The organism is Lichenihabitans sp. Uapishka_5, assembly GCF_033947565.1.
Classification (GTDB): domain Bacteria; phylum Pseudomonadota; class Alphaproteobacteria; order Rhizobiales; family Beijerinckiaceae; genus Lichenihabitans.
Genome location: NZ_JARPVX010000100.1, coordinates 1 through 11,881 on the forward strand (window position 1 = coordinate 1; position 11,881 = coordinate 11,881).

Here is an 11,881-nt window from a genome sequence, read left to right on the forward strand (position 1 = left end):
GCCGCGACCGCGGTGCTGATCCGGCACGGGCTCAAGCTGCTTTCGGCCTGACGAGGGAACCGCTTCCCGAGGTCCTTGCACGTCTCCCCTGCGAACCTGTCGCCTCATTTCGGACGGCGCGCAGCGTCGATCCGGAACCGGGGAGCCGCAACCGGCCGGTCGGTGCACACCGGTTCCGGGTTCGCCTGTGGCGCCCCGGAATGAGGGGGCACCGTCGGTTGTGAGGTCGCCTCCTACACCCTGTTGGTTCCAGCGTTGCTGGATCGGCGCCGATGCCTTGACGGCACCGGCCCTCCATGCGCCTCATCGGAAAAAAATGAGTTCCGGGAGGTTCCGTGTTCGCGCAGCTTTTGACGCCGGTCGGCGATAGCCTCGCCTTGTCGTTCCTTGTCGCCGCCATTCCGGTGGCGATCGTGCTGATCCTGCTTGGGATCATGCGTCGCCCGGGGTGGCAGGCTTCGCTCGGTGGCCTCGTGGTGGCGTTCGGGCTGGCGGTCGGGGTCTGGGCCATGCCGGTCCGGCTGGCGCTCGACAGCGTCGCCAACGGCGTGGTGTTCGCGCTCTGGCCCGTCATGTGGATCGTCGTCAACGCGCTGCTGCTCTACAACATCGCGGTGGTGTCGGGTCGCTTCGACGCTTTCAGGGATTGGGTGATCGCCCGCCTGCCCAACGACCGGCGCGTCGTGCTGGTGGTGATCGGCTTCTGTTTCGGGGCGCTGCTCGAGGGTGTGTCGGGCTTCGGCACGCCGGTGGCCATCACCAGCGCGCTGCTGATCCTGGTGGGCTACGCGCCGCTCGAGGCGCTCACCTATACGCTGATCTTCAACACGGCGCCGGTGGCCTTCGGCGCCCTCGGGGCTCCGGTCACAGTGTTGGGGCAGGTGACGGGCTTGTCGGATGTGACGCTCGGCCAGATGATCGGCCGGCAACTGCCCTTCATGGCGGTGCTGCTGCCGTTCTACGTCATGGCCATCTATGGCGGCCGCCGCTCGATTGCGGCCGTGTGGCCGGTGCTGCTCGTGTCGGGGGTGAGCTTCGCCACCTGCCAGCTCATCGCCTCGAACCTGCTCGACTATCGGCTCACCGACGTGCTGTCGTCGCTCGGGTCGCTGATCGTCACGGTGGTGTTTGTGCAGGTGTGGCGCCCGGCGCCCGATCCGGCCTTCGCCATCGCGCGGCCGCCGGTGCCGGCCAGTGGGCCATCGCGGGTGCCGGGCTGGCAGGGCTGGCTGCCGTGGCTCATCGTGTCTGCCACGGTGATCGTCTGGACCCACCTGCAGGTGCCGGCGATCGGTGCCGTCAAGCTGCCCTGGCCCGGTCTCGACAAGGCGGTGTCGATCACCCTTTACGACGCCAAGCCCTACGGCGCCGTCTACCTGTTCCAGCCGCTCGCCGGCGGCACTGCGATCCTATTGGCCGCGCTTGTAACGGCCCTGGTGGTGCGGTTGCGCCCGGCCCAACTGGTCGCCTGCATCGGCACCACATGGCGGCAAAGCCGCATCGCCATCCTGACGGTGGCGCTGATCGTCGGCCTCGCCTATCTGATGAACTATTCCGGCATGACCTATACGCTCGGCAAGGGGGTCGCTTCGCTCGGGCCGCTGTTCCCGCTGGTGTCTCCGTTCCTGGGCTGGCTCGCCGTGTTCCTGTCGGGCAGCGACACGTCGGGCAACGCGCTGTTCGGCAACCTGCAGGTGGTGGCCGCCAACCAGCTCGGCCTCAACCCGGTGCTGATCGCCGCCACCAACTCGTCCGGTGGTGTGATGGGCAAGATGATCTCGCCCCAGAACATCGCCACCGGCGTGTCGGTCACCAACCTGAAAGGCCAGGAGGGCGTCGTCTTCGCCCGCACCTTCGTGCACAGCCTGGTGCTGACAGTGCTGCTCGGCCTCGTGGTGCTGATGCAGCAATATCTGACGCCGTGGATGATCCCAAAGTGAGGGACGTCGAAGCGCTCGGCACGGCGGCCGGGTTCGACTTGGTGCGGTGGCGGGACCCGGAGCTTCCGGAGGGGTTGCAGGTGCTGATCGCGGAGGCCGTCGCGTCAGGCGTCGGCTGGATCGCCGACTTCCCGCAGGTCTGGCACGCTCGCCCGTTCCTGCAGGCGGGCGAGGCCCTGTTCCTCGCCCGCGCGTCCGGGCGGCCCGTCGCAATGGCGGTCATCAGCGCCGACCCTTATGCGGTCGCGCCTTTGACCGGGCGCCTCCGCTACATCTATGTCGGCGCCGAAGCCCGCTCGCGCGGCCTGTTGCGCGTGTTCGTCGATGCCGCCCTCGATCGCGCGGGATCGCATTGGCACCGATTGCGCCTGCACACCGACAATCCCGTCGCGGCGCGGCTGTACGAATCCTACGGGTTCCGGCCTTCGGCTTATGAAGATCGGAGTACCCACTTCCTCGACCTGCCTCGGATCTTCGCCACGGAGCAGGAACGCTCGATTAATTGCTGAGTGATCGGACAACAGTGAGACGCGAGATTACCCCGCAGCCTTCGCCTCATAGGCAGCCCACGCCGGGGTGCTGCCGAGCGTCGCCACGAAGGCCACGTGGGCTTCCGCCTCGGCGGGGGTCAGGGCGGACCCGAGTGGCGTCGGGCGTTGGCGCACCACCTCGCGGCTGTCGCGGCGTAGCGTAATGACATTGGCCGCGAGGCCCAGCGTCTGCTGCCGGCCGCCGAGAAGCTCGAGATACACGTCGGCCAGGATCTGGGCGTCGATCAGGGCGCCGTGCACCGTGCGTTTCGTGTTGTCGATCTTGTAGCGCAGGCAGAGCGCGTCGAGCGACGCCGGGGCGCCGGGATGCTTGCGGCGCGCCATCGCCAAGGTGTCGGTGACGCGCTCCATGCCGATGGCGCCGCAGGTCAGGCGGGCCAGTTCATGGTTGATGAAGCGCATGTCGAATTCGGCGTTATGGATCACCAGCCTGGCGTCGCCGACATAGTCGAGGAACTCGTCCGCCACGAGCGAGAACACCCGATGGGCGCTCAGGAATTCGGCCGAAAGCCCGTGCACCCGGAAGGCGCCGTCCGGCATGTCGCGTTCGGGATTGACGTAGGTGTGGTAGTGGCGCCCGGTCGGGATCGAGTTGATGAGCTCCACCCCGGCGATCTCCACCAGGCGGTCGCCCGTCTTGGGATCGAGCCCCGTGGTCTCCGTATCGAGCACGATCTCGCGCATCAGGGGTGCAACCTCTTCGCTTCCGCCACGATCCGTTCGACGACGCGCCGTGCCGCGTCGAGTCCGCCCGATGTGTCGATGATCCAGTCGGCGCGACGGCGCTTTTCGGCATCCGGCACCTGCCGGGCCAGTATGGCTGAGAACATCGCTTCGGTCATGCCGGGTCGGGCCAGCACGCGGGCCTTTTGCACCGCTTCCGGGGCCGTCACGACGGCCACGCGGTCGCAATGCCGTTCGGCGCCGACCTCGTAGAGCAGGGGAATGTCGAGCACCGCCAGGGGCGCCCCACTGGCTTTCGCTTCATCTAGGAAGGCGTCACGCGCCGCGGCGACCAGCGGATGCACGATGGCTTCCAGGGTTTGCAGCGCCGCCGCGTCGCCAAGCACGCGCGCCCGCAGGCGGTCGCGGTCGATGGCGCCGCCCTCGGTCACGCCCGGGAAGGCGGCCTCGACGGGCGCCACGGCGGCGCCGCGATAGAGCGCATGGACACTGGCGTCCGCATCGTGCACCGGCACGCCCGCGTCACGGAACATCGCCGCCGTGGTGGACTTGCCCATGCCGATCGAGCCGGTGAGGCCGATGACCTGCACCGGACGAACTCAGGCGGTCGGGCGTTGCAGGACGAACTTGTTTTCGGGCAGGATGTCGAAATAATCGCCCGGGCCGCCGCCGCGCAGCACGGGGCGTGCTTCGGCGGTCTGGTAGACGCCATCCTTCAGGAAGGCCGGGTCGATGTAGACGGCCAGCACCTCGCCGAAAATCATCCAGCAATCGATCTCGCGACCCTGCAGGTCCTTCAAGCGGTACATCTGGGTGACGCGGCACTCGAAGGAGACCGGGCTTTCGCCGACGCGCGGCACGCGGATATGCTTGGAGGGTGCCGCCGTGAGCCCAGCCAGCGTGAACTCGTCGACCTCGGGCCCGACCGGCGCGCTCGATTTGTTCATCTTCTCGACGAGCGGCTTGGTCACCAGGCTCCAGCCGAACTCGCGCACCTGCTCGATATTGCGGGCCGTATCCTTCCAGCCGGTCGTCGAGAAGCCGATGATCGGCGGCTTGTAATTGAAGGCGTTGAAGAAGCTGTGCGGCGCGAGGTTCGGGACGCCGTTTCGGTCGATCGACGAAATCCAGCCGATCGGTCGCGGGCCCACGATGGCGTTGAACGGGTCGTGCGGCAGGTTATGCCCTTCCGCAGGCTCGTAATAGAAAGGTTCTCGATCCATGACGGCGACCCGATGCGAAGGTGTCTGAAGCCCATAACAAAAAGGCCCGGCCGCGGCAGCGGTCCAGGCCTTTCATCCGAGCCTATTGGGCGGAACCGATCAAGGTCGGTTCACGCATGGGAGCAATCAGGCTGCAACAGCCTCGGTCTTCTTGCGAATCTCGCGCTTCAGAACGCGGGCATTCTGCGACAGGTCGCTGTCGCTGGCCTTCAACAGAAAGGCGTCGAGGCCGCCGCGGTGCTCGACCGACCGCAGCGAGGCCGCGGCGACACGCAGGCGCACCGAACGGCCGAGGGCCTCGGAGATCAGCGTGACGTTGCAAAGGTTCGGCAGGAACCGCGTCTTGGTCTTGATGTTCGAATGGCTGACGAGGTGACCGGACTGCACGGCCTTGCCGGTCAATTCACAACGGCGGGACATGATAAGCACCTTACCCAGGATCTAATCGAGCGGAACGCATGAAACCATGCGGAGGCGCGTCGGAAACGACCCCCATCCACCGCTCATGTGCATGAACGGCGCTCATAGGAGACCTGGAGCGTGGCGTCAAGCCGCGCTCGCTTGCGGTCGTGACGCCTGCCATCATCCATGGCTCGGAATCTGCATGGTTTCGAGCGGCCGAAAACCCGGCCGAGCCCACCCGAGGAGCAGCCATGGCGGCCAGCATCATCGTCCTTTACGAGAACACGGCAGGCGCGACCTTTGATCTCGATTATTATCTGACCAAGCACATGCCGCTCGTCAGCGAGCGCTTCGCCCGCTTCGGCCTCAAGGGATGGCGGGTGACGCGGTCGGCCGGCACGCTCGATGGTAGCGACCCCAAGTTCAGCATCGCGGCGATCCTCGACTTCGAGACGCCCGACCAGTTCAAGCAGGCGGTCGCGGCCGAGGGGGCGGCCGTGTTCGGCGATGTGCCGAACTTCAGCAACACCGATCCGGTGGTGATGATCTCCGAGGTGGTCGGCGCCGCCTGAGGGCCGCGAATCGCCGGTGCTTGACTTGCCGGAAGCCGGGGATCAGGTTCCCGCGGTTTTCGGCAGGGGGCCTTCGCGCCTCCTGCCCGGCTCCCGGATGTGCCCGACCCGATGCGTTCCTACCTCGATTTCGAAAAGCCCGTTGCCGATATCGAGGCCAAGATCGAGGAGCTGCGGGCTGTGGCCAATGGCGGCGGGGCCGTGTCGATCGGCGAGGAGCTGACGCGGCTCGAGGTGAAGGCCGACAAGGCGCTGGGCGACCTCTACCTGAGCCTGACACCCTGGCAGAAGACCCAGGTGGCCCGCCACCCGCAGCGCCCGCACTTTTACGACTACGTGAAGGCCCTGGTGACGGATTTCACGCCGCTCGCGGGCGACCGGACTTTTGGCGAAGACGAGGCCATCGTGGGCGGCTTTGGGCGTTTCCGCGGCCAGTCGGTCTGCGTCATGGGGCAGGAAAAGGGCTGGGACACCGACAGCCGGATCCGACACAATTTCGGCATGGCGAAGCCCGAGGGCTATCGCAAAGCGCGCCGGCTGATGGAGCTGGCCGATCAGTTCGGCCTGCCGGCCATCTCCTTCGTGGATACGGCGGGCGCCTTTCCGGGCATCGAGGCCGAGGAACGCGGTCAGGCCGAGGCCATCGCGCGTTCGACCGAGGCGTGCCTGGCGCTTGGTGCCCCCAATGTGGCGGTGGTGATCGGCGAGGGCGGTTCGGGCGGTGCGGTCGCGATCGCCACCTGCAACAAGGTGCTGATGCTCGAACATTCCATCTATACCGTGGCGTCCCCCGAGGCTTCGGCGGCGATCTTGTGGAAGAGCTCGTCCCGGGCCGAGGACGCGGCCACCAATATGAAGATCACGGCGCAGGACCTGCTGCGCTTCGGCATCATCGATGCCATCATCCCCGAGCCGTCGGGCGGCGCCCACCGGGACCCGCAGGCCGCCATCAGGGCGGCCGGGGATGCGGTGGCGAAGACGCTTGCGGAGTTCAAGGGCATGGAGCCCGAAGCCGTGCGCGACGCACGCGCGGCAAAGTTCCTGGCCATCGGGCGGCGCGCTTAGCCCGCCAGGCCCGCGTCCTCGGCGGCGGCGCGGCGTGACACCGCCATCAGCGCCGAGGCGCCGGCCCCTTGCGGGACATCGCCCGAGACCTGCACGGTCGGCACCGCGAAGCCGATGTTGTTGGTCTCGAAGGCCTGCTTGATCATCAGCAGCGCCCGCCGCCGCGCCGCAAATTGTGCGTCTCCGGGCCGTGTCATCATCTTGGTCTGGATCTGGATCGCGTAATCGCCGAACTGCGCCACGCCCTGCATCTTCAGCGGGCTGAGGATATCGGCGCCGAAGTCGGCGTCTTCGGTCAGATCGATGCCGATCTTCTTGATCAGCTTGCGGACGCGCTCGAGGTCGGTGCCGTAGGGCACGTTGAGGACGATCTTGTCCACCACCCAGTCGCGGCTCTGGTTCTGCACGGCTCCGAGGCTGCCGAACGGAATCGTGTAGAGCGCGCCGCGCTGATGGCGCAGCTTCACCGAGCGCAGGCTGAAGGACTCGACCGTGCCCTTGTAGCTGCCGCTCTGAATGTACTCGCCGATGCGGAAGGCGTCATCGACGAGGTAGAAGATGCCGGAGATGACGTCCTTGACGAGCGTCTGGGCGCCGAAGCCGATCGCCACCCCCACCACGCCTGCGCTCGCGATGAGCGGCCCGATCTGCACGCCGAGGGCGCCCAGAACCATCATGGCGGCCACGAGCGCTAGGGCCGCCAGCAGGATATTCGACACGATGGGCAGCAGCGTCTGCATGCGGGCCGCGTGCCCTGCATCGAAGCCTTCCGCCGCCGTGGGGATCGGCTGCCGCATCTTGCGGTCGAGCACCGCCCGGATGGTGGTCCACAGGAACTCGGTGCCGAGAACGATGACGGCCACGCTCACCGCCGCCCGCACGAGGCGGGTCGTCAATGTATCTTCCATGGTCAGCGAGGCGAGATCGACGCCGAAGATCCAGGCCAGCGCCAGGGCGGCGCCGATCAACACGAAACTCCGCACGCCATGTTCGAACAATAGCGCCTGCAACGAACGGGCGTCTCCGTCGGGTCCAGCCCCGGCGGGGCGCAGGATGTGCAGCACCGACATCCGGCCCACGGCAGTGATGATCGGCAGGCCGGTGGCGAAAGCGACGAGCCAGAATGCCGTACGGGCTTGCGCGACCCAGCAGAGCCAGAGCACCGCACAGGCTACCGTGAGCAGGGAGGCTCGCAGGCGATGTCGATGCAGGCGACCGTCGCCAGCCTCGATCGGCTCGCTGCGCGGCATCCGCCAGATCGCCTCGCAGGCCATCGCCATGAGGGCCAGTCCGAGGCAGTCGCGCCCGAGCTCTGCCGCGATGTCGGACAGCCCGAACCGCGACAAGACCTCGATCGTGGCATTGCCGAAGGCCAGGACGATCATGAAGGCGACGAGGCGGAGATACAGAAACCATGCGGTCGGGGTTGGGACGGGCACCACTCGGAAGCGTTCGGCACCCGGCGCCAGCAGGAACCGGCCGAGGATCGTGGCGAGCCGCACGGACACGAACGCCAGAAGATAAGCGAGCAGCAGTTCCTTGATGAGGCTGGGCCAGTCGAACAACAGGAAGGCGCCGATGCTGCCCAGGGCGAAGGAAGCCAATAAGCCGATGCCGTAGAGCGATCGGGCGAAGACGGCGCGGACCCGCTCGTCGACCGCGTCGAGGGTCAGGGCCAGCAGCCATCGGCGGAAAGGCTTGCCGATCAGGTGGAAGAGGGCCTGGGCGCCGTACCCCATGGCGACGAAGACGGCCAGGGCCGCGAGCGTGATCGACAGGCCACCCCAGCTTTGTGCCGCATCGACGGCCATCTCATGCGCCATATGGGCCTGCGACGGAAATTCATGCGACGACCGGAGAAGGTCGCCGAGGTGTTGGCGAAGGGCGTCGAGGCGTGCCGCGAGGCTGACGCTCATCACGTCGGGGCGGTGGGTCGCTTCGGCGTGGGACGCGGTGCCTTGGCTCTGCTCGAGGTAGCGACGCACCGCGGGGTCGACGAGAAGATCAAGGAATTGCCGGATCTTCGGGTCGCCGGCATCGGGCGCGAGTGTCGCCGCCGCTGCCGACCCGTCGGCGCCGAGGGCCGGTCGCGCACCCGACAGCGTCGCCAAGGTCAACAGGCCGTAGCCCCATCGGCGCACCCGATCGAGAATGCGCGATCTCCTCTGCGTCCGCATGCTCACGCAGCCCTCCCCAAGGCGTTCAAGCCATGCACAACGGATTCGCCACCCCTTGGCTGGATGGAGAACCGATCCTCACCGTCCTGTCCAGAGCCATCGGCGAGCGAAGGGCGCGCCGGCGTTCGGCGCGATCGCGCCTCTATGACGACCAACCGAAAATTTCTTGCGTTGGACGGGAACTTTTCGACGATGCTGTCCGGGACTCGCGCGCGCCGCTTGTTGTAAGGCTTCGGTAAGGATAGAAGGCGTAAGCCTCGGGCGGGGTTCGCGTGCAACGGGTCCAGTCTCGCGCGCGGAAGATGGACGAGTCAGTATGGCGCTCAGCCGTTCCATGAAGCTTCTTTCCGCCGCGGTCGCGATCGGGTTCGCCGGCCTGCTGGCAGGATGCGACGGGCCGAGCGAAACCGGCATGACGGGCTACAAGGCTTATTCGCCGCTGTCGCCCGAGACGATCGCCCTGATGAAGGCGAAGGACACCGACCAGAACGCCCCCATGCTGATCCGCGCCTATAAGAAGGAAGCGGAATTCGAGGTCTGGAAGCAGAAGAAGGACGGCACCTACGTCCATCTGAAGACCTATCCGATGTGCCGTTGGTCGGGCCAGCTTGGTCCCAAGAGGACCGAAGGCGACCGCCAGGTGCCGGAAGGCTTCTATACGATCGCGCCGGGCTCGATGAACCCGAACTCGCATTATTACCTGTCGTTCAACGTCGGCTACCCGAACGCCTATGACCGCGCCCACGGCTATGTGGGCGGCAACATCATGGTGCACGGCATCTGCTCCTCGGCCGGCTGCTTCTCGATGACCGACAAGCAGATCGAGGAAATCTATGCGGTAGCGCGTGACAGCTTTGCGGGCGGTCAACGGCAGATCCAGATGCAGAGCTTCCCGTTCCGCATGACGGCCGACAACATGGCCAAGCTGCGGCTCGACCCGAACATGCCGTTCTGGAAGGAGATCAAGCGCGGAGCCGATTATTTCGAGGTCACCAAGCAGGAAACGCCGGTCGGCGTTTGCGACAAGCATTACGTGTTCGGCGCCAGCCCGAAGACCGGCCGTTTCGACGCGCTGTCGCCATGCCCGGGCTTGAACACCAATCGCGACACCGAAGCCGCCATCGCGGCCAAGGAAGCTGTCGACGACAAGGCGGTGGCCGAACTGGTGGCCAAGGGCACTAAGCCCATCAAGATCGTTTACGCGGACGGCGGCCAGAACCCTGAATTCACGCATCGCGTCGCCGAGGTCAGCCGCCCCGACGCCCTGGCGGCCGGCGCCCAGGAGATCGCGCTAGACGAGACCCCGAAGGCGAAGCCGGCGCTTGTGCAGGTCGCGGCGGCCCGCAGCAAGGCTTCTGTGCCGAGCGCGAAGGCTGCGGCGTTGCAGACGGCGGACGCCACCCCGACCGGCACTGTTGTGGCCCAGACCAGCGCCGCTGCCGCGCCGTCCCCCTTCACGGCGGCACCGTCCGCCTATGCCAGCACGGAACCGAAGTCTGAAACGGACGGCTTCTTCCACAAATTCCTCAACCTCGGTTCGGGCGAAACCCCCGAGGCGGCCCCGGCCATCGTGGCGGCGGCGGCGCAGGCTGCTCCCGTCCCTGCACCGGCTGTCGAGCCTGTGAAGAAGCCGGCGCCGAAGCACATTGTGGCCCGCAACACCCATGCGAAGCCGACAACGGCGTTGCCGGCCGCGAAGGCACCCGCGCCGGCCGAGGCCGCACAAGCGGCAACGCCGGTCTCGCCCCTCGTGAAGGTCGCGGCGGCGCCGTCCCCCGAGGCCATCCCGGCTCATTGAGGCAGGAGAACGCCGCCCTCAGTGGGTGGCATTGAGGCTTCAGCCGCGCCCCTGACCCGCACGGCGACGTGCCGTTTCGGCCAGTGCCGACCAGTCCTTGTCGCCATCGCCGGCCGCCACGGCCTCCAGCATGGCATCCCGCAAGGCGCTGGCGAAGGGCAGCGGCACGTTGGCCGCATCCCCGGCCGCCAGGGCCAGCCGCACATCCTTGAGGCCGAGCGCCAGCTTGAAGCCGGCCGGCTCGTAGCGGCGTTCGGCAATCATCGGCGCATAACTTTGATAAGCTCGGCAGGCGAACATCGTGCCCGTGTAGATGTCGAGCATCGTCTTGGCGTCGACGCCGGTGGCAGCCCCCAGCGCCGTCGCCTCGGCCATCGATTCGATCGCCGCCGCGATCATCAGGTTGCCGCCGATCTTCACCGCATTGGCCTGTTCGGGCTCCTCGCCCACCACCCAGGTCTTGGTGCCGATCGCGTCAAGCAGCGGCTGAATTGCCGCGATCGCCGGCCGCGGGCCCGCCGCGACGATGTTGAGGCCGCCCGTCGCCGCCACATCGGGACGGCCAAAGACAGGTGCCGCCACATAGGCGATGCCGCGCCCATGATGAGCCTCGGCCAGTTCCTCGGCGAGGGCGATCGAGATCGTGGCGCAGTTCACGTGCACGGTTGTGCTCGACATCGCGTCGAGGACGCCGTCCTGGAGGAACACGGCGCGCACGGCCGCGTCATTGGCCAGCATGGTGACGATGGCCTCCGCGCCCGCAACCGCATCGGCCGCCGTCGTGGCGTGGCCCGCCCCTTCGCGCCCCAACACCGCCGCCGGCTCTGGCGACCGGTTCCACACCGTGAGGTCATGCCCGGCCTTCAGCAGATTGCGGGCCATGACGAGGCCCATCGATCCCAATCCGATACACGCGACCTTCATGTCCGATGCTCCGATGCTGTGGAGCTTCAATCGTCCGGCGCGGCCGTAAGTTCAGCCAGGGCTGCATCGAGGCGCCTGCCCGGTATTTCCATGACGGTTGGCCCGGCCGTCCACACCAGATAGGCTCGGACGGGCTTGCCAGGATATAGCGGCGCCACGGCGGCCCGGTAGAGCGCCAGCTGCGCCACAAAGCTTTGCGGGATCGTGTCGGCCGCGTGCGGACGCCCGGTCTTGAAATCGGCGATCAGCACCGCGTCCTCCGTGACGCCGATCCGGTCGATCTGGCCCGCGATCTCGATCGGGCGGCCATCCGGCAGCGTCGCACGCCCAGCCACCCCGACCTCGGCCCGCGACCCGGGGCCAAACAGGGGCTGGATCTCGGGGTCGTCCAGCACCGCCAGCACGTTGCGCACCAGCGTGGCCTGGTGGTCGGGCTCGAGCTTCGCGCCATGTACCGCCATGTGCCGCGTGGCTGCGGCGGCCCGCTCGGCGGCGGGCAGGTCCGGCAGCGCCTGCAACAGCCGGTGGGCCAGCCGCCCGACGGC

At 67.3% G+C, this 11,881-nt stretch carries 12 protein-coding genes; 5 read left to right on the forward strand and 7 right to left on the reverse strand.

The genetic code is table 11. The features are described from left to right. The first annotated feature begins 335 nt into the window (after window positions 1–335). The gene (locus P7D22_RS20415) at window positions 336–1,940 is read left to right on the forward strand and encodes an L-lactate permease (RefSeq protein WP_319936103.1); all 1,605 of its coding nucleotides are present in this window, start codon (window positions 336–338) and stop codon (window positions 1,938–1,940) included. After that, the gene (locus tag P7D22_RS20420; protein WP_319936104.1) at window positions 1,937–2,449 is read left to right on the forward strand and encodes a GNAT family N-acetyltransferase; all 513 of its coding nucleotides are present in this window, start codon (window positions 1,937–1,939) and stop codon (window positions 2,447–2,449) included. Before P7D22_RS20415 ends, P7D22_RS20420 begins: the two co-directional genes overlap by 4 nt. 27 nt (window positions 2,450–2,476) lie before the next feature. Here the strand turns inward: P7D22_RS20420 and dnaQ are convergent, their stop codons facing one another. From dnaQ to rpmB, 4 genes are all read right to left on the reverse strand, one after another. Beyond that, window positions 2,477–3,175 (reverse strand): DNA polymerase III subunit epsilon, encoded by a 699-nt coding sequence (gene dnaQ / locus P7D22_RS20425; protein ID WP_319936105.1) that lies wholly within the window; start codon window positions 3,173–3,175, stop codon window positions 2,477–2,479. Continuing rightward, window positions 3,175–3,765, reverse strand: coding sequence for a dephospho-CoA kinase (coaE, locus tag P7D22_RS20430; protein WP_319936106.1), 591 nt, complete (start codon window positions 3,763–3,765; stop codon window positions 3,175–3,177). Before coaE ends, dnaQ begins: the two co-directional genes overlap by 1 nt. Before the next feature lie 9 nt (window positions 3,766–3,774). Then, window positions 3,775–4,398: a flavin reductase family protein gene (locus tag P7D22_RS20435; RefSeq protein ID WP_319936107.1), complete on the reverse strand. Its 624-nt coding sequence runs from the start codon at window positions 4,396–4,398 to the stop codon at window positions 3,775–3,777. A gap of 126 nt (window positions 4,399–4,524) precedes the next feature. Continuing rightward, the gene (rpmB, locus tag P7D22_RS20440) at window positions 4,525–4,818 is read right to left on the reverse strand and encodes a 50S ribosomal protein L28 (protein WP_319936108.1); all 294 of its coding nucleotides are present in this window, start codon (window positions 4,816–4,818) and stop codon (window positions 4,525–4,527) included. A 233-nt stretch (window positions 4,819–5,051) separates the two neighbouring features. Here rpmB and P7D22_RS20445 point away from each other — a divergent pair, with 233 nt between their 5' ends. Together P7D22_RS20445 and P7D22_RS20450 are read left to right on the forward strand one after the other, a co-directional pair. After that, on the forward strand, window positions 5,052–5,372 hold the full coding sequence (locus P7D22_RS20445; RefSeq protein ID WP_319936109.1) for an EthD family reductase: 321 nt from the start codon (window positions 5,052–5,054) through the stop codon (window positions 5,370–5,372). A gap of 111 nt (window positions 5,373–5,483) precedes the next feature. Beyond that, window positions 5,484–6,437, forward strand: a complete 954-nt coding sequence (locus P7D22_RS20450; RefSeq protein ID WP_319936110.1) for an acetyl-CoA carboxylase carboxyltransferase subunit alpha — start codon at window positions 5,484–5,486, stop codon at window positions 6,435–6,437. Here P7D22_RS20450 and P7D22_RS20455 read toward each other — a convergent pair. Further along, window positions 6,434–8,614 carry a mechanosensitive ion channel family protein gene (locus P7D22_RS20455; RefSeq protein ID WP_319936113.1) on the reverse strand — a complete coding sequence of 727 codons (2,181 nt, stop codon included), beginning with the start codon at window positions 8,612–8,614 and terminating at the stop codon, window positions 6,434–6,436. The genes P7D22_RS20450 and P7D22_RS20455 overlap by 4 nt on opposite strands. Before the next feature lie 334 nt (window positions 8,615–8,948). Here P7D22_RS20455 and P7D22_RS20460 point away from each other — a divergent pair, with 334 nt between their 5' ends. Then, window positions 8,949–10,412 (forward strand): L,D-transpeptidase family protein, encoded by a 1,464-nt coding sequence (locus P7D22_RS20460; RefSeq protein ID WP_319936111.1) that lies wholly within the window; start codon window positions 8,949–8,951, stop codon window positions 10,410–10,412. Window positions 10,413–10,451: 39 nt separating this feature from the next. On the opposite strand, the gene P7D22_RS20465 is transcribed toward P7D22_RS20460, so the two are convergent. Both P7D22_RS20465 and P7D22_RS20470 read right to left on the reverse strand, forming a co-directional pair. Next, on the reverse strand, window positions 10,452–11,351 hold the full coding sequence (locus P7D22_RS20465; protein ID WP_319936114.1) for an NAD(P)-dependent oxidoreductase: 900 nt from the start codon (window positions 11,349–11,351) through the stop codon (window positions 10,452–10,454). Window positions 11,352–11,362: 11 nt separating this feature from the next. Then, on the reverse strand, window positions 11,363–11,881 hold a 519-nt coding region (locus P7D22_RS20470; RefSeq protein ID WP_319936112.1), incomplete at its 5' end, for a PD-(D/E)XK nuclease family protein.

Bases quoted from the DNA above. Each gene is read 5' to 3' on its own strand.
- P7D22_RS20450 (WP_319936110.1), top strand. From the start codon at position 5,484: ATGCGTTCCTACCTCGATTTCGAAAAGCCCGTTGCCGATATCGAGGCC.
- P7D22_RS20445 (WP_319936109.1), top strand. From the start codon at position 5,052: ATGGCGGCCAGCATCATCGTCCTTTACGAGAACACGGCAGGCGCGACC.
- P7D22_RS20455 (WP_319936113.1), bottom strand. From the start codon at position 8,614: ATGCGGACGCAGAGGAGATCGCGCATTCTCGATCGGGTGCGCCGATGG.
- P7D22_RS20460 (WP_319936111.1), top strand. From the start codon at position 8,949: ATGAAGCTTCTTTCCGCCGCGGTCGCGATCGGGTTCGCCGGCCTGCTG.
- P7D22_RS20435 (WP_319936107.1), bottom strand. From the start codon at position 4,398: ATGGATCGAGAACCTTTCTATTACGAGCCTGCGGAAGGGCATAACCTG.
- dnaQ (WP_319936105.1), bottom strand. From the start codon at position 3,175: ATGCGCGAGATCGTGCTCGATACGGAGACCACGGGGCTCGATCCCAAG.
- rpmB (WP_319936108.1), bottom strand. From the start codon at position 4,818: ATGTCCCGCCGTTGTGAATTGACCGGCAAGGCCGTGCAGTCCGGTCAC.